This is a genomic window from Cupriavidus necator N-1 (assembly GCF_000219215.1).
Classification (GTDB): domain Bacteria; phylum Pseudomonadota; class Gammaproteobacteria; order Burkholderiales; family Burkholderiaceae; genus Cupriavidus; species Cupriavidus necator.
The window spans coordinates 1,742,257-1,758,267 of the sequence record NC_015723.1; the positions used below are offsets into that span (position 1 = coordinate 1,742,257).

General features: G+C 65.6%; 14 protein-coding genes. 6 read left to right on the top strand and 8 right to left on the bottom strand.

Annotated features, from left to right (window positions below; all coding sequences use genetic code 11):
* Window positions 1-15: 15 nt before the first annotated feature.
* The 3 genes from CNE_RS25930 to CNE_RS25940 are packed head-to-tail and all read left to right on the top strand — an operon-like array spanning window position 16 to window position 3,096.
* Window positions 16-1,029 carry an AAA family ATPase gene (locus CNE_RS25930; RefSeq protein WP_013953258.1) on the top strand — a complete coding sequence of 338 codons (1,014 nt, stop codon included), beginning with the start codon at window positions 16-18 and terminating at the stop codon, window positions 1,027-1,029.
* Complete coding sequence (locus tag CNE_RS25935; protein WP_013953259.1) at window positions 1,007-2,041, top strand: DUF58 domain-containing protein; 1,035 nt, start codon at window positions 1,007-1,009, stop codon at window positions 2,039-2,041. Before CNE_RS25930 ends, CNE_RS25935 begins: the two co-directional genes overlap by 23 nt.
* Window positions 2,038-3,096 carry a VWA domain-containing protein gene (locus tag CNE_RS25940; RefSeq protein ID WP_013953260.1) on the top strand — a complete coding sequence of 353 codons (1,059 nt, stop codon included), beginning with the start codon at window positions 2,038-2,040 and terminating at the stop codon, window positions 3,094-3,096. The genes CNE_RS25935 and CNE_RS25940 overlap by 4 nt, the downstream gene beginning before the upstream one ends.
* Window positions 3,097-3,186: 90 nt before the next feature.
* On the opposite strand, the gene CNE_RS25945 is transcribed toward CNE_RS25940, so the two are convergent.
* Window positions 3,187-4,236, bottom strand: coding sequence for a porin (locus CNE_RS25945; RefSeq protein ID WP_085959706.1), 1,050 nt, complete (start codon window positions 4,234-4,236; stop codon window positions 3,187-3,189).
* A 313-nt stretch (window positions 4,237-4,549) separates the two neighbouring features.
* On the opposite strand from CNE_RS25945, the gene CNE_RS25950 reads away from it, so the two are divergent.
* Window positions 4,550-5,890, top strand: coding sequence for a sigma 54-interacting transcriptional regulator (locus CNE_RS25950; protein WP_013953262.1), 1,341 nt, complete (start codon window positions 4,550-4,552; stop codon window positions 5,888-5,890).
* A gap of 9 nt (window positions 5,891-5,899) precedes the next feature.
* Here CNE_RS25950 and CNE_RS25955 read toward each other — a convergent pair whose 3' ends face one another.
* Genes CNE_RS25955 through CNE_RS25980 form a run of 6 tightly spaced genes read right to left on the bottom strand, consistent with a single transcriptional unit; the run spans window position 5,900 to window position 13,098 of the window.
* On the bottom strand, window positions 5,900-6,637 hold the full coding sequence (locus CNE_RS25955; protein ID WP_013953263.1) for an amidohydrolase family protein: 738 nt from the start codon (window positions 6,635-6,637) through the stop codon (window positions 5,900-5,902).
* Entirely contained in the window at window positions 6,634-7,485 is an 852-nt protein-coding gene (locus CNE_RS25960; protein ID WP_013953264.1) for a hypothetical protein, read from the bottom strand. The genes CNE_RS25955 and CNE_RS25960 overlap by 4 nt, the downstream gene beginning before the upstream one ends.
* Entirely contained in the window at window positions 7,478-8,599 is a 1,122-nt protein-coding gene (locus CNE_RS25965) for a hypothetical protein (protein WP_013953265.1), read from the bottom strand. Before CNE_RS25965 ends, CNE_RS25960 begins: the two co-directional genes overlap by 8 nt.
* On the bottom strand, window positions 8,596-10,758 hold the full coding sequence (locus tag CNE_RS25970; protein WP_013953266.1) for a hypothetical protein: 2,163 nt from the start codon (window positions 10,756-10,758) through the stop codon (window positions 8,596-8,598). The genes CNE_RS25965 and CNE_RS25970 overlap by 4 nt, the downstream gene beginning before the upstream one ends.
* 25 nt (window positions 10,759-10,783) lie before the next feature.
* Window positions 10,784-12,142 carry a hypothetical protein gene (locus tag CNE_RS25975; protein WP_013953267.1) on the bottom strand — a complete coding sequence of 453 codons (1,359 nt, stop codon included), beginning with the start codon at window positions 12,140-12,142 and terminating at the stop codon, window positions 10,784-10,786.
* Window positions 12,143-12,159: 17 nt separating this feature from the next.
* Window positions 12,160-13,098: a hypothetical protein gene (locus CNE_RS25980; RefSeq protein ID WP_013953268.1), complete on the bottom strand. Its 939-nt coding sequence runs from the start codon at window positions 13,096-13,098 to the stop codon at window positions 12,160-12,162.
* Between the two features lie 482 nt (window positions 13,099-13,580).
* On the opposite strand from CNE_RS25980, the gene CNE_RS25985 reads away from it, so the two are divergent.
* Entirely contained in the window at window positions 13,581-14,519 is a 939-nt protein-coding gene (locus tag CNE_RS25985) for an amino acid ABC transporter substrate-binding protein (RefSeq protein ID WP_013953270.1), read from the top strand.
* 188 nt (window positions 14,520-14,707) lie between these two features.
* A complete protein-coding gene (locus CNE_RS25990; RefSeq protein ID WP_013953271.1) occupies window positions 14,708-15,019 on the top strand; it encodes a hypothetical protein in 312 nt (103 codons plus the stop codon).
* 80 nt (window positions 15,020-15,099) lie between these two features.
* Here the strand turns inward: CNE_RS25990 and CNE_RS25995 are convergent, their stop codons facing one another.
* The gene (locus CNE_RS25995; RefSeq protein WP_013953272.1) at window positions 15,100-15,993 is read right to left on the bottom strand and encodes a hypothetical protein; all 894 of its coding nucleotides are present in this window, start codon (window positions 15,991-15,993) and stop codon (window positions 15,100-15,102) included.
* Window positions 15,994-16,011 lie beyond the last annotated feature (18 nt).

Here is a 16,011-nt window from a genome sequence, read left to right on the forward strand (position 1 = left end):
ACGCGGGGGCCTTAAATGAACGACCAAGCCAGGGGCACTGTGGACAGCGCCGACTTGATGGAGCGCCTGCTGTATGAGGTGAAGCGCGTGGTGGTGGGGCAGGACCAGTTCCTGGAACGGGTACTGGTGGCGATCCTTGCGGGTGGCCACCTGCTGGTGGAAGGCGTGCCGGGCCTGGCCAAGACGCTGACCGTCAAGACGCTGGCCAGTACCATGAGCGGCTCCTTCAAGCGCATCCAGTTCACGCCTGACCTGCTGCCGGCCGACCTGATCGGCACGCGCATGTATAACCAGGGCACGGGCGAGTTCTCCACCGTGCGGGGCCCGGTCTTTGCCAACCTGCTGCTGGCCGACGAGATCAACCGCGCGCCGGCCAAGGTGCAGAGCGCCTTGCTGGAGGTCATGCAGGAAAAGCAGGTCACCATCGCCGGCGAGTCCCATCTGGTGCCCACGCCCTTCCTCGTCATGGCCACGCAGAACCCGATAGAAACGGAAGGCACCTACCCCTTGCCCGAAGCGCAGGTCGACCGCTTCATGATGAAGGTCCTGGTGGGCTATCCCAGCGAAGAGGAGGAGGCCGTCATCGTCAACCGTGTCACCGGCCCCCGCATCAGCGTGAGCCCCATCGCCACGCCCGAGCGCCTGGCAAGCCTGCAGGAGGAATGCGGCAGGATCTATGTAGATCCGAGCCTGGTCCAGTATGCAGTGCGCGTGGTGTCGGCCACCCGCAAGCCGGGAAGCTACGGGCTGGAAGACCTGGATCGATACATAGCGTTCGGTGCCAGCCCCCGCGCCACCATCGGCCTGATCGAAGGCGCGCGCGCCCTGGCGTTCCTGCGCCGCCGGCACTATGCGCTGCCCGAAGACGTGGTCGACCTCGTGCCGGATGTCTTGCGCCACCGCCTGGTGCTCTCATACGAGGCCATGTCCGACGGCGTGACTGCCGACCAGCTCGTCACCCGCATCCTGCAGGCGCTGCCGGTTCCGGAGCGCCCATTGGAATCCCATGTTCGGGCGCCTGCGCGCTAGGCGCCGGAGCGGCCCGGAAGCCGCACCCGATAGCGCACCCGGTAGCGCACCCGCCGGCACGGCGCTGGCCAGCGTCGACGCAAGGCAGGCCGAGGCCTTGCTGCGCCGCCTGGAATGGACCGTGGTGCGCCGCCTCGATGGCCTGTTGCAGGGCGACTACCGCACGCTGTTCCGCGGCTTTGGGCTGGATCTTGCCGACCTGCGCGAATACCGCCCCGGCGACGACGTACGGCACATCGACTGGAACGTGACGGCGCGGCTGCAGACACCGCATGTGCGTGAGTACCAGGAAGACCGGGAGGTCTCCGTCTGGTTCCTGCTGGACCTGAGCGGATCGGTCGGTTTCGGTTCTGGCAGCGTGAGCAAGCGCGACCTGCTGAGCGACTTCACCACCGTCATGGCGCTGCTGCTGACACGCTACGGCAACCGGGTCGGCGCCCTGCTCTACGGCGGGGCCACAGACGCGGGCGCGTCGGTGGTGCCGGCGCGCTCGGGGCGCCGGCATCTGCTGCACCTGCTCGACCGCATGCATGCCACACCCGCCGCGTTGCCGGGCGACACCCGCTTGCGCGACCTGCTGGAGCGCGCACGGGCGGTCGCGAAACACCGATCGGTGCTGTTCGTGGTCTCCGACTTCATCAGCGCCCCGGGCTGGCAGGCATCGCTCGGAATGCTGGCCCGGCGCCATGAGGTCGTCGCCGTGCGGCTGGTCGACCCGCTGGAGATGGCCTTGCCCGACCTGGGCCTGGTCGTGCTGCAGGATGCCGAAACCGCGGAGCAGATGTTCGTCGACACGCACGACCCGGCCTTCCGCAAACGCTTCGCCGCCGCCGCCCAGGCGCGCGAGGCCGAGTTGCGCCTGGCCTTCACCCAGGCTGGCGTGGCGTGCCTGACGCTGTCGACCTACGCCCGCCTGGACCTGGCCCTGCTGCACTTCACCCGCCGGCGCCGCCACCGTCAAGGGGCCGCTGCAGTAGCAAAGCAGGAAAACGGGCCAAAGGGGGCAGCATGACCGATGCCATAAGCCGGCTACCCGTCTTCAGCTTCCTGTGGCCAGGCATGCTGTGGTTGCTCGCGCTCGTCCTCGTGCTGTCCGCTGGCTACGTATGGCTCGATAGGCGCCAGCGCCACGCGACGGTGCACTATCCCACCCTGAAAACCGTCGGCGTTGCCATCAAGGGCGGCGCGACCTGGCGCCGCCACGTGTCGCCCATGCTGCTCCTGCTGGCCCTAGCCGCGCTGATCTTCGCCATCGCCCGACCCCAGGCGGTGATGCTGCTGCCCTCGCGCATCGAGACCGTCGTCGTGGTCATCGATCTGTCCGGCAGCATGCGCGCGCAGGATATCCAGCCCAGCCGCATCCGCGCCGCCCAGCAAGCGGCCAAGGTTCTGCTCGACGCACTGCCCGCGGGCGTCAGCGTGGGAGTCGTCGCGATGGCCGGCACCGCCGCCGTGGCACAGGCGCCCAGTCGCGGCAAGGATGCCGCGGCCACGGCAATCGACCGCCTCAAGCCGCAAGGCGGCACCGCGCTGGGCAATGGCCTGCTCATCGCGCTGACGACGCTGCTGCCGCAGACGGCTGATGACGCCGAGCGCCTCATGAACGGCGACACCACGCCGCTGCAAAAGCCGGACGCATCCCACAGTGGGGAGGCTGTGACGCCCGGCTCCTATCCCTCCGGGGCGATCGTCCTGTTTTCCGACGGTGAAAGCAACACTGGCCCGGCCGCGACGCAGGCGGCGCAGCTTGCCGCCGCGCACGGCGTGCGCGTTTATACCGTCGGGGTTGGCACGACCGAGGGTGTGGTGCTTTCGGTCAATGGCTGGTCGGCGCGCGTCAGGCTGGATGAGAAGGTGTTGAAGGAAGTCGCCGATGCGACAGGGGCGGAGTATTTCCCGCTTGCGGATGCCGCGCAACTGAAGAGGGTGTACCGGGCGCTCAATATGCGGCTGGCGTTTGGCAAGCGCGAACAGGTTGAAATTACTGCGTTCTTTGCCGCGCTGGGGGCGTTGCTGGCCACGTGTGCGGGGCTGCTGTCGTTGTGGTGGTTCGGGCGCGTGATGTAGGCAGGGACTGGCTCTGGCAGAGGAAACCCGGGTGTCCCTTTGCCAGAATATTGGGCCCCCGGTTTGGCGCGCGCTCCGTGGCAAGGCGCATCAGAACCGGTGACGAACGCCCATCACCGCACCCACCTGATCCTTGCCAGGCTGTACGTTGAAGACGGCCGACGTGCCGCTGCCACTGTTGAAGCCGTTGACGCCTAGTGCCGAGTTATCCTTGTTTAGCGCGTAGGAGACTGACGCGTAGAGGTCGGTGCGTTTGCTGAGCGAATAATCGCTAGTAAGCACGAACTGCCACGGGTCGGATCCGGTCTGCCGGAAGTCCTGGTAGTAAGCCGCGCCAGTCAGGGAGAAAGCCGGCGTCACTTTGTAAGCCAGGCCCAGCCAGTAGAGGTTCGAGCCGGCATCAGCCGCCTGCGCGCCCGGCACGATAGCACCATCATGGGCCTTCGCCAGACGGTAGCCCGCATAAACCTTGGCATCACCCACCGCATATGTGGCAGCCACCGAAACGCGCCTCAGGACCGGCGCCTGGTTTGACGGCGTGCCGACGTGCGCATCGTCATAGGCCGCGCCCAGCGCAAAGGGGCCGGAGGCATAGTTGACGAACGCGCCGAAATTACGTCCGAATACGTTGCTGCCAGCCACTTCGCTGCCATTAGCCTGGAATGAGTAGAAAGCCAGTCCAGTCAGCTTTCCGAACTTGCCGACATACTTGATGGCATTGTCCGCGCGCGCGCCAAACTCCGGCGCAATCGAGAGGATGCTGTAGCGGTCGGCAATCGCATTGGGATCATAGAGATTGCCGAATTCGCGCATGCCGGTCTGCTGCCGCCCCAACAGCAGTGAGCCGTGTAGGCTATCGAGCCCTACATAGGCATTGCGGCCGAACAGACGCCCGCTCTGGCCCGAATTGCCGGTATCGATGTCGAAGCCGCTTTCTAGCAGAAAGACTGCCTTCAGCCCGCTGCCCAACTCCTCCACGCCCCGCAGCCCCCAACGCGAGCCAGACTGGTTCCCGGAAACCAGCCGCACGAGACTGTTGCCGTTGCGCCCTGCATTATTGTTGAATTCGATACCGGCGTCGGCAATACCGAACAGCGTCACGCCTGACTGGGCGTGTGCGCTTGCACAACACCCAATCATGGCGAAGAACAAGGATATATCAACGAGACGTAGTCGTCGCATGGTGGTCCCCCCTCTTTCTTCTTGATTTTTGGCCAGCAATGCGCCCGCGGCAATCATCCAAACGGTGGGCCCCCAAAGGATGGTCCTGGTAAAACCCATTCGGGCTTGAAGTCACGCCAGAAACCAACTGCATATCAGCATAAAACACCCCTCAATTGCACTCCGACAGCGGCCACCTACGATAACTCCATTGTCAGGGCTCGCCCGCCATACCGCGCCTCGACTCCCCCGCAGTCCATCACCGAACTTCCATATTGCTCCGGGGTGCGGAATGCGTACTGTTCTCTATCAGGAAGATGCCGGGCAAGTCACGCACGCGCTGTGCAGGAAAGGGTTGCCTGACGGAGTGAGCCTATCCGCAAGCGGTGACGGGCTGCTCGTGGTCGTCGTGCGTGCTGCGCCCAGCCGCGTGGCGGAGGCCGCGGAGCAATGGCTGCGCGGGCGGCCGTTGCCGGATGCCTTTATCGTCGGCTGCACGGACGAGACCCGCTGTCATTGCCGCCCCGAATCCTGGTGGCCATCGTCGGTCTGCGATATCGTGACCGCTGTCGATGATGACTCACTGCTGAAAGAACTGGCGCTGCGGCTTGCCCGGCTGGCGGAGCTCGAGGAGATCGTCACGTCCGACTGGCTGCGCCGGCGCGCTGTCGGAGAATCGATTGCATGGCGCAGCACCTTGCGTGCGGTGGCGGAGGCCGGCCGGCTTGGGCGCGGCGCTTGTCTGCTGCTTGGGGAAAGTGGCGTCGGCAAGGAGTTGCTGGCCCGGCTGGTGCATGATCTCGATCCTTCGCGCAGGCGTGGTCCGTTTGTCGTGGTCGACTGCACGACGCTGAGTCCCGAATTGTCCGGCAGCGAACTGTTCGGCCATGCCAAGGGTGCATTCACGCATGCCGTCACGGCGCGCGACGGCGCCGTGGCATTGGCGGACTGCGGAACGCTGTTTCTTGACGAGATCGGCGAACTCGAGCTGCCGCTCCAGGCGCGGCTGTTGCGCGTGATTCAGGAGCGGATGTACAAGCGCGTGGGGGAAGACACCTGGCGGCGCTCTGACTTTCGCCTCACCTGTGCGACGAATCGCGATCTCGAAGCCGAGGTGGAGGCCGGGCGCTTTCGCCGCGACCTGTATTTCCGCATCTCGCAATGGACCGTACGTGCACCGTCATTGTCGGAACGACGCGAAGATATCCCGCTGCTGGTGCGGCACTTCCTGAGCGAGCATGACGACGCGCCGCGTATTATGCCGGAGGTCATGGAACAGCTGATGTGCCGCGACTACCCCGGCAATGTGCGCGAGTTGCGCAACGTGGTATTACGCATGGCCGAGCGTCAGCGTGGCTTCGGTGTATTGAGCACAGGATCGCTCGATCGTCCGTCCATCCCTGCCGCTGCCGATACGCTCGCGGCATGGACGCAGATGCTGGCGCTTGCGGTGGAAGGCGCGCTTGATGCAGGGCTGGGTCTAAAACATATCGGGCAAATTGCCGAGACCATCGCCGTGCAGGCTGCCGAACGACGCACGGGATCGACCAACCGCGCCGCCGAGCTATTGCAGGTCACGCCGCGCGCCTTGCAATTGCGACGGCAGGTGCGGCCCGACGGTGGCAGCGCGTAGGACCCGATCTCACGCAACCGATACACGTCGCAGCAATCGCAAGGCATTACCGCCCGCGATCCACGCGAACGCGTCGGCGGATGGACGCAAAGCGCGGATCTTGGCAAGTTCGAGGCCCGGGTGCAACCAGGGACCATCGGAGCCGAACAACAGCTTGTGCGGCCCCGCGCGATGCAGCGCCTCTTCAAGCAGATCGAAGCGGCGCACACCGGCGGTGTCGGCGAACAGGTTGGGATGCCGTTCGATCAGGTCAATCACGCGGCGCTGGGCCGCCCAGTCGTCGGCGAAACTACCAAGATGCGCGAACACGAACGCGACGCTGGGGTGCGTCTGCGCCAGCAGGCTTAGCGCACCGACATCGCCACCGGGGTCGTAGAGTACCGGCAGTTGCCAACGTTGCGCAGCATCGCAAACCTGTCGATGGATGGGTGCGTCGTGGTTATGCACCTTGATGCCGCGCAGTCCCAGCCGCAGGACCGCCTCCTCGATCATCGCGTGCACACGGTCACGGTCGCGCACGGCGTGGACCATCGCGAAGCCGGTCCAGCGACCCGGATCGGCACGCACCAGCGCAGCGACGTCGCGATTCCCTTGCGCATAGTCAGACTGGAATACCGGCAGCAGAATCGAATGGCTGATACCCGCTTCGCGCGCCCGGCGTGCGTAAGCGGCCAACGGTGCCGTGGTGTCCCAGGGACCGGTCATGCCATCGCCCTGCCCGGCGTGGACGTGGAAGTCGAGGATCATGGCGCGGCGTAGGCATCGAAAGGCACTTCGAACTGCGTTCCCGCCTTGATATGCATCGTATTGGCCGTCGGCCGAAAGTCCTTTGCCAGCTCCGGGGGCATGGCGTTGCGTATGACAAGGTCTTTCTCACCGACTGTCACCAGATTGGTCAGCACCCGGTTCGCCAGCGTCGATGGCATTCCCGATCTAAGCCTTCCGTTCAATCGCAGCTTCCGATCCACCCAGCTGAGCAATGTGTGCTCGATTGCCGCCGCTACCGGGTTCTTCCGCGTAGGAGCGGTCCAGATGAATTTCGGTCCCACGCATGTAAGCGCCCGCTGGTACTGAAACCATTGTCTAAGCCGGGCTTCGAGCGCATTGGAGTGACCGATGTAGGTGGGCACCGCGCCATCACTGAATATGTAGACCCCAGGTCCCGCAACGCCGCGAGAAGCGTCTTCCAGGGAGCTCCAGCGCCTCCACTTCAGTTCGATATCCAATGACACGGGCGGCGGTGCCAACTTCGGCCGCAGATGTGTCAATTCCTCATCGAAGGCTTCGGACAGGTGCCCCAGCGACGGCATCGGGGACAAGCTCAGTCCCACCAGCGACAGCACGCCCTGCTGCTGGCGCGCCAGTAGACACGCCTGGCAACATGCACCCTCGCCCCGGCTCTCGAATCGCGCGGTACCCAGCCGCGGCTGGGTGCTGACGCGCCGAGCACGCGCAACAATCTGGCGCAGGTCGTTGACGAGCATCTGCGGCGGCGTTCCGGGCGGATAGCGGCGCGCGTCGGCCACGAGCCGCATCAGCCGGCGCATGCGCCACGGTGCCAGGTCAAGGATTTCGCCGTCTGCGGTCTTAAACATGATGCCTCCCCATGGACTTGGATAGCGTTTCGTCGGACGCGGGCAGCGCAGGCGCCGTCGCTGCCATCGTCTGCACCAGTCCGTCGATATCGGACAGCCGATGATCGGCACGCACGATCGCGACCACCGCATGGCGGTTCTCGGCATCGTGCAATAACGCGGTACGAAACCCACACGCACGCAGCGAGGCATGCAGCGCCTGTGTTCGCCCCGGCGTACTCAGATGAATACGTTGCATCGGATGCAGTGGCAGCGTTGCGGACAGATCTGGCAGCACGGTACGAGCCAGCGACAGCAGGCCCGCACGCAGCCGCCGCACGAAGTAGAGCAGGCGCGTACGCAGCCAGTCTCCGGTGCGCCGATTGGCGTCTAGTGCATCGAGCGCCGCCAACAGCGCGGCCTGGTTAGCAGCGCTGCAATGCGACTGCGTGGGACCATTGCACGCAATGTCACTGACCAACGCGGCGGGCCCGCACAGCGTGGCCAGCGGCACGCCGAATGCCTTGGCCCATGACGCCAACAGCAGGACCGGGTCCGATGGCCCCAGGCCGCCGTGCACGGCGATGCCACCACCACCCAGCCCCCACGGCTGCTTTGGTATGGGATGCTCACCGAGGAGCCCAAGGACCTGACTATGGTCGATCACGAGCAAGCCATCGCGTGAAGCGACGGCTTCCAGATATCCCTGCGGCGCGATCGGCATGCCGTTCCGCAGTGTGGCGTCTGTGATGACTGCCGGCGGCTTGCCCGCCCTGCTACGGCGCAATACGCGTACCAGTGCGGCAGGATCGCCATGCGCGAACCACGACAGCGATGCGCCCAAGCCACTTACGCGCTCGAGGCTCCAGCGCATGACCGGATATAGCGCTTCGTCGGCAATCAACACGTGGCTGCGCGCGAGGCGGTCGAAGGTATCGATCGCCAGATGCAGCGTGGACGGCGCCACCGCACCGGCCTCGCAACCCTGCAACTCGGCTGCGCGCGCGGCAACGCCACGCGCCTGCGGCGATGCCGCGAGCGATGCGGGCACACCGCTCGTCAATGCGGCATAGTCGCCGAGGCGCGCGGCCGGATGCGTCATGCCAAGGTATAACGCCGAGGCAAAGTCGATCATGGCCGCGGCCCCTCACGCCACCCGCTTCCCTTGTACTCGTGCAACCGGCGCAGCAGATGCATGCCCGGGACCTGCACGTCCACCGGCTCAGCACCCACGTCGACGCCCGTTACCGCGCGATACGAGTGGATATACGCCTGGATCTCAGGCCGGAAGAATGCGGCCCAGTTGGCAGCATTCGCGGGATCGTGGATCGAGTTCCAGTCGCTCCAGCGGATCGACGCCACGATCTGCTCGCCCATGGTGGCGAGCTGCCAGAACTGGTAGGGATTGGTGTCGCCCCAGCCCTGCAGCTTGCGCATGCTTTCCACCGAATGCATCCACGGCTCAGGGTACGCGATCATCGAGCGCCGCGGCAGGAACTCGCGGAACTCGGGCCGCGCCAGCATCCATTGCTGCATCATCATTTCCACGCGTGATGTAGTGGGCAGATCGCGGAACTGGTTGTGCGCGCCTTCCGAAAGAATCAGGTGGACTTCGCGCAGCGCGTTGAGCAGCGGGAACCCGTCCGGCACCACCGTGGTGTCGTCGGCCTGGCGGAAGAACGGCACGCACAGATTGAGCAGCGTATGGAACGCGGCGAGGAACTTGCTGCGCGTGTCGGCCGCTTGCATGCGCGGCACCGCCTTGCCGATCAGCTGGAACCCGTATTCGTGCAGATACTCCGCGGCGCGGCGCTCGATCGGCAGCCGGTGCTGCTCGTCCTGGACCCAGCCCCAGATCATGTTGTTGAGCGGCCGCAGCGGATCCATCTCGAGTGCGCCAAGCGGATCGTTCGGGCCCGACGCTACGTTCTGGAAGCGGCGCGAGATGGCGTTCATCGTCTGCACGAGCTGGAGCTCTTCCATCCAGTAACTCCAGATCAGTTCGACGAGGGGCGGCTGCGCGAGCTTGGCCGAGACATTGCGGTTCCAGAATTGCAGCCAGAGACATCCCTCGCCACACATGTCCCGCTCCTCGCCGGCGAGCGTGATTTCATCGTCGACCATGTTCTCGATCATGCCCGCGGCATCGGTACCGCCCATGGCCAACGCCACACGCTGCAGGTAGGGAATGGCCGGCGGAATGTTGTTTTCCTCGCCGAAGTACTTGAGGGCCAGTGCCTTGATATCGGGCTCGGTGAGGTTCAGCCCCAACCGTTCATTCGCGAGGTCGCGAACAGCGGGATCGGCAATCAGCAGGTCTACCATCGTCTGCAGCTCCGAGGCCGGCGGTACCACAGCGCCCCAGGTCACGACGAATGCTTCGGTCGCGACCTTGAGGGCGCGATAGGCATCAGTGTCCGTGAATGGCAGAAAGCGGCGGTGACTGAGTTCGACGGCCTTTTTGTACAGCGGTGCGTTAGTGCCGACGTCCCTGCCGACATCCCCTGATTTAGCGAACGATTTCGGGAAGAACAGGCGGTCCATCTGTTCGATGTAGTTGTCCCACCCGAGCTTCACCGAATTGAGCTTGATCAGCATCCACAAGCCGACGTCACCGGTCAATGCGCGGGTGGTGCGCTGGAGCGTGACGGGCCTGGGATGACCGTCGTGTTCCCGCGACATCGGGCCGGAGCGCTCGGTGATGGGGTCGGGGAGCGGGAGATAGCGGTGCGTCTTAGGTGTTACCGCCGGCAGATTGGCTGAGGCGGCGGCTTCGGCAGGCATCGCGATCGGCGTAGCATGCAGAGCAGTGGCCGTAGCGATGATCGTCGGATCCGGTGTGGGCGCCGGCGCCACGACGGCGGGTGCCGCAACCGTCTCCGGTTGATCTGCGGCCAATGTCGCGTAGATCATCACTCCGTTGTCATGATCTAGCGTCGCGCTCAGAATCGTATACGGCATCGCGTGCGATTCAAAGTCCGATAAGGTGAACATGCTCTGGAGCTTGTGCCTGAATTCGACTATTTGCTTGTCGATGTCCGGCCCGTTTGGGCCCCTCTCAACCCCTTGCCCTTTAAGCCAAATCTTCAATTCGACACGGTACGTGGGATCGTAGTCCACGCTACTTTCCTTGGGGAAACTCAGGAAATCGGGCATGGAATCAGCGATGTACTGACAGTCTCGGACGACAACCCAGGCGTGCTTGAGCACGCTGCGGGGGTTCGGTAGCTCGTGCTTCCCTTTTCCAATCGCCGCACGCGGGCGAAGCTGGACCGGCAGATAGATCTCGCTCATCTTCGTTCTCCTTGATCATCGAGCTTCACGCATACGCCGCAAACGGCAACCCATGACTCTGGCGCGGCGCTGGCACCGGCCGCCGCTGGTTCAGCACTACGCTCAGTTGCGGGTCTCCCGCGCGCCACGGCAGATACCCCGCCAGTGCCCAGCGCTGCAGCAGTTCCGAAATCACGCCCAGTTCCTGACTGGCGGGCAGCAGCCCACTGAAGCGCGCCTGCCCGAGTACCGCGAACGCGAGCGTGGGGGTATCGGCCAGGTACTGCTGCGGCCTGGACCTGACCATGTGCCAGCGTTGCAGCAGCAGGCGCGGATGGCGGTCGGGCAAACGCAAGGCTTCGCCAAGCATGCGTCCCTGCAACGACGGCGGGCGGATTGACAGCAGCGCCGACACGAAAGCGGGGATGGCCGCGCCTAGCGTCTCGAACGACTTTCGCTGGCTGGCCGACATTTGCGAGGGCGGATACAGTCGCTCCCACAGCTGCGCCAGTTCGGCCCACTGCGGATGGGGATAGAGCGCGTTGCCCATGGCGATCGACAGCTTGACGCGGATCCACGGCGCCGGGTGGGGATCGTCGAGATTGATGCGCAGGACGAACGCGCGCGGCAGGCTCACCACGCTCATCAGCCCGCAGGTGGCCGCGATGCCAACGCGCGACACCGCCCACAGATCCGCGACAATCTCGCTGATCCAGCGCTCCCAGACCCGCCAGATCGAATGTGCCGGACCGCGCCCGAAGCTGGCCGCCGACGCGCGCCGGTAGCTGTTCACGAGATCGAGCAACGCCGCTGCCTGGTGCCCGACCTCATGAAACAGCGACGCGGCCACGCCGGTGCCGACCATGCGTTCGCGCGGCATGCGAATCACCGCGACCGGATTGGCGCCACCGCCCGGCAGGCGCGTGCGTGCGCGCCGGATGGCACCGCCATGCCCGCGCTCCACGTAGCAGATGACCGGTGGCGGCGCCATCGACAGGCCCGGCTGCCTGAGCCCGTCCTGCGCCGCCACGTCGAGCCCCGACAGCCAGATGCCCGTGCCATGCTGGCTGCGCTGCGTCAGCACTTCCGCAAAGATCTCGAAGTGCGTCAGTGCCGCATGGAAATAGAGCTTGAGCAAGGCGTAGCGTTGCTGCGCACGGGCCACGTCGACGGGCACCGGCAGCGCGTGCCGCAGATCGCGCAGGAACCGCGCGATGCGGATGCGCAACTGCCTGCGCGCGGCCTGCATATGACGCTCGATGGCCCCCATCGCTTCGTCGCTGACATTGGCGGCGGGCACCATCGGCATCTGCAGCGCATAGGGTAGCTGGGCATCGAGCCGGGCGCGTATGCCCAGCACCTCCTGCTCGAGCAGGCGCAGCGCGTGTGTGCATGCGTTGGTCACGGCGGGTCTCCGCGCGCTCAGTACGCCGGCCGCGGCGACGCGAGATACAGAATGATGGCGCGGCCATTGCGCGAGCGGCGCCAGGTGCCGCGGGCGGGGATCGCATGCACATGGCCCGTCGGGCGGGTGCCGCAGGTGGGGCAGGTCGCTGTCGCGCCGGCAATGCCCGTAACGCCGGGAGCGCCGGTCGCGCCGTTGACAGCGGGGACGCCGCCGAACGTCGGGGGCGCGGGCACAGTTTCCGTTGCCCCGCCGAAGATCGGCATGGGCAATTGGCGTGCGGAAGCCACACCGTTCTGCGAGATGGCACGCATCGCTGGCAGCAGGCCCGGCGCCACCTGCCGCGCACCGCGCAGGAACGCAATGCGCGCCGCGCGTGCGGGCGGCATATTGCGCGGCATCGACATGAGGTGGTTGGTCGCATGCTGGCCGATCCTGACCAGCCGGCGCGCGACTTCGAATTCGCGGTCCTCGTTACTGAGTCCCTCGAGCTCGAGCCCGAGCGCACTGCCGGCCATGCCCGCGAGCTTGCCGCCGATCAACCCACCCGCCCCTGGAACCACCAGATTGCCGAGCGCCGATCCGACGATCGGCAGTGCCGACTTGGTAGCGGAACGCAGAATGCCGCCGAGCGCCTTGCCGGCCGCCGACCGGGCGAATCCCGTGGCCGCACGGCCTACAGACCTGACCAGGCCGCCAAGGAACTGTTCGAGCTCCTGCTCGCTGTTCACCGCCAGCAGCTCCGCGGCGAGCTCGAGCTCATGCATCTCGCCCGAGACTTCCTGCTCGAACTCGTTCTCGAACTCATGCTCGGCCTGTTCGAACTCGTTCTCGAACTCGTTGGCGAATTCGTTCTCCTGCTCGAATTCACCCGACATTTCCGTGGCGAGTTCGTGTTCAAACTCGTTGTAGCCAGCGCTCCAACCGCCAGGCCTCGAGCTTCCGATATCGTGCATTTGCGGCTCCTTTCCGTTGAGGTAGGCGAGAGAGAACCTCGCGAACCAGCTAACGCAGGAGCCGTGCCATCGCGTCACAAGACGATAGGCCGCTGATTTATTGGGGAATTTTGCCGATGGGCGGACGACAGGAGCGCGAAGATTGCTTCGCTTTCAAGGGCTATCGCTAGACTGGACGCGAAGCAGGCTTCGCCGATGGCATCCAGTACCGCGGCGAAAACAGCATGTCCTGCCGCTGCAGGCTGCACAGCTGCGCCTGTGTCTGCCGTAGCCCAACTCGCGCAGCATCGCGGCTAGATTTCAGCGCCGCCATCTCAATGGCGTGCCCGAACCAGACGTATGGCCCCCACTCGGACCTCGGGGAAAAAAGGGCTTTCGGGGCAGGAATTTGCTTATGACAACAATGTCCTTCGCCCGCCCCTGACCAGGGGTATACCCTTGCGTCTTTGCCGCATTGCCGGCCGCTTTCCGGTTTCCCCCGCATGCCTGCCTTCACCCTGCCCGCACTGTCCGCCCGACTCTTCCGCGCCCGCCGCTCGCTGGCGGCTGTCGCCCTCGCCGTCATGTCCGCTGCCGCGCTGGCGCCGGCGCTGGCCAACGCCCAGAGCCCTGTGCTCGACAAGATCCGTGAATCCGGCACCATCGTGCTCGGTTACCGCGAGTCGGCACTGCCATTCTCGTTTGCCGACGATAAGGGCCAGCCTGCCGGCTATGCGGTCGACCTGTGCCTGCGCGCGGCCGAAGCGGCGCGCCAGCAACTGGGCCTGAAAGACCTGAAAGTGCGCTGGATGCCGCTCACGCCGCAGAACCGCATTCCTGCCGTGGTCAACGGGCTGGTGGACCTGGACTGCGCCCCCAACACCAATTCTCTCGAGCGCCAGAAGCAGGTTGCGTTCAGCGTCTCGCACTACGTGTCGACCGTGCGCATGCTGGTGCGCGCCGACTCTGGCATCCGCTCGTTCGGCGACCTGCGCGGCAAGACCGTGGTCACCAGCGCCGGGTCGACCGGCGACCGCCACGTGCGCCGCATGAAGGCCCAGTACGGCTACCACGAGGTCTACGCCAAGGACCACGGCGAATCGTTCCTGCTGCTCGAATCCGGCCGTGCGCAAGCCTTCGTCATGGACGACGTGCTGCTGGCCGGCCTGCGCGCCCGCGCCAAGGACCCGTCGCAGTACGTGATCGTAGGCCCGGCGCTGTCGGTGGAGCAGAATGCGCTGATGCTGTCCAAGGCCGATCCGGAATGGAAGCGCCTGGTCGACCAGGCGCTGGCCAACACCTTTGCCGGCCCGGAGGTCACGGCGCTGCAGAAGCGCTGGTTCCAGCAGCCCATCGGCAGCCGCGGCATCAACCTGGCGCTGGCGCCGTCCGGCGAGGTGCGCGCGGCCTGGAAGCACCCGTCGGACGCGGTCACGGAGTAAGCCAGCAAGCGGTCCCCAACCTCAATCGGCCTGGGGCCGCAATTCAGGGTTTCCATGAGGTCGTGGCGCCTGGGCAAGCCCCAAGTTGACAGCGATCAACGATGTTGGCGACACTGGGCCAAGCCGTCCCGTGCAAGGGACAGGCCACATACACGACCGCCCGACGGCGGCATTTTTCAGGAGAAACCATGAACAAGTTCGTCGCGACCGCGATCGCACTCTGCCTTGGCGCCGCTTCGCTGGCCGTGCAGGCACAGACCGGCGGCAAGAAGCAGTTCGATCCGTATTCCCAGGGCGCCAAGTCGGGTGAGAAGTTCGACCCGTACACCCAGGGGGCCAAGGCCGGCGACAAGTTCGACCCGTACACCCAGGGCGCGAACAAGAGCACCCGCAGCGAGCTGACCGACGCTTCCGCGCCGGCCGCCGAGCAAAAGCCGGCCAAGAAGTCCACCAAGAAGAAGAGCAAGAAGAAGGCCGCTTCGGCGCCGGCTGCCAGCTGAGCCGCAAGCGCCTGACGCAAAAAAACCCGCCTTGGCGCCGCCTTGGCGGGTTTTTTTGCGTCCTGCCCGGGCGCACCAGCCTATGGCGCTTGCGTGTCGCTCTCCAGCGCGGTGACATCGATGCGCTGCACCTTGTCATCCTGGCGCACTTCCGTGCGCAGCACGAAGGCGTCGGCCGGGCAGTACCAGTCGGTGACGTGCATCACGGTCGGCTCGACCTGCACGACTTCTTCGCCAACCAGCACCGGCCCCAGCGAGGTGCGCTTCTCGTAGGTGACCGGCAGGCATTCCTTGCGTCCCAGGACGGTATTGATCGTCTGCCGCTTGCCGACGTGGCGCGAGCCGATATGGATCGACGCATGCTGCGCCCGCACGGTGCTGACCACGTCATCCGATCCCAGCGGGTAGACCTTCAGCGAGACGCTCGATTCAAAGGTCTCGCCCTCCAGCGTGGCGCCCTCGCGCAGGTCCAGGCCGGCATAGTTGAACACGCCCATGCCGCGGAAGGCCGCCTCGCCGTACATGCGCGCGTAGCGGGCGCGGGCATTGATGACGGCATGCTGGCTTTCGATGCTGGTCTGGCCGCCGGGCGAACGGCGGTCGATCACCACTTCATGCACCTGGGTGGTAATCACCGGCGGCCCCATCAGCGCCGACAGGGCAGTCTTGGAATTGATCTCCAGTTGGGCGCGGCAGCCGGTTGGACTGCGCACCACGTCGCGCAGGGTCATGCCGACCGACATTGGCATCACGCCGTCGCCTTCCATCTGCACGTGCGAGCCCGAGCGGAACCACGGGGCACTGCACAGCACGGCCGCCGCCGATGCCTGCGCCTGGGTTGCCGCGGCCTGCGCCACGGCCGGGCCCGCGCCCGGCAGCGCCGCCGCACCCTGTGCGCCGGCGTCCTGCGCCAGGGCCATGGCCGCGCCCGCCACCAGGCCTGCCAGCCAGTCTTGCTGCGCCTTTGTCTTCACATGAATCCCCGTCTAGAA

Coding starts and splice junctions, on each gene's coding strand:
- CNE_RS25930 (WP_013953258.1), top strand. CDS start 16: ATGAACGACCAAGCCAGGGGCACTGTGGACAGCGCCGACTTGATGGAG.
- CNE_RS25935 (WP_013953259.1), top strand. CDS start 1,007: ATGTTCGGGCGCCTGCGCGCTAGGCGCCGGAGCGGCCCGGAAGCCGCA.
- CNE_RS25940 (WP_013953260.1), top strand. CDS start 2,038: ATGACCGATGCCATAAGCCGGCTACCCGTCTTCAGCTTCCTGTGGCCA.
- CNE_RS25945 (WP_085959706.1), bottom strand. CDS start 4,236: ATGATTGGGTGTTGTGCAAGCGCACACGCCCAGTCAGGCGTGACGCTG.
- CNE_RS25950 (WP_013953262.1), top strand. CDS start 4,550: ATGCGTACTGTTCTCTATCAGGAAGATGCCGGGCAAGTCACGCACGCG.
- CNE_RS25955 (WP_013953263.1), bottom strand. CDS start 6,637: ATGATCCTCGACTTCCACGTCCACGCCGGGCAGGGCGATGGCATGACC.
- CNE_RS25960 (WP_013953264.1), bottom strand. CDS start 7,485: ATGTTTAAGACCGCAGACGGCGAAATCCTTGACCTGGCACCGTGGCGC.
- CNE_RS25965 (WP_013953265.1), bottom strand. CDS start 8,599: ATGATCGACTTTGCCTCGGCGTTATACCTTGGCATGACGCATCCGGCC.
- CNE_RS25970 (WP_013953266.1), bottom strand. CDS start 10,758: ATGAGCGAGATCTATCTGCCGGTCCAGCTTCGCCCGCGTGCGGCGATT.
- CNE_RS25980 (WP_013953268.1), bottom strand. CDS start 13,098: ATGCACGATATCGGAAGCTCGAGGCCTGGCGGTTGGAGCGCTGGCTAC.
- CNE_RS25985 (WP_013953270.1), top strand. CDS start 13,581: ATGCCTGCCTTCACCCTGCCCGCACTGTCCGCCCGACTCTTCCGCGCC.
- CNE_RS25990 (WP_013953271.1), top strand. CDS start 14,708: ATGAACAAGTTCGTCGCGACCGCGATCGCACTCTGCCTTGGCGCCGCT.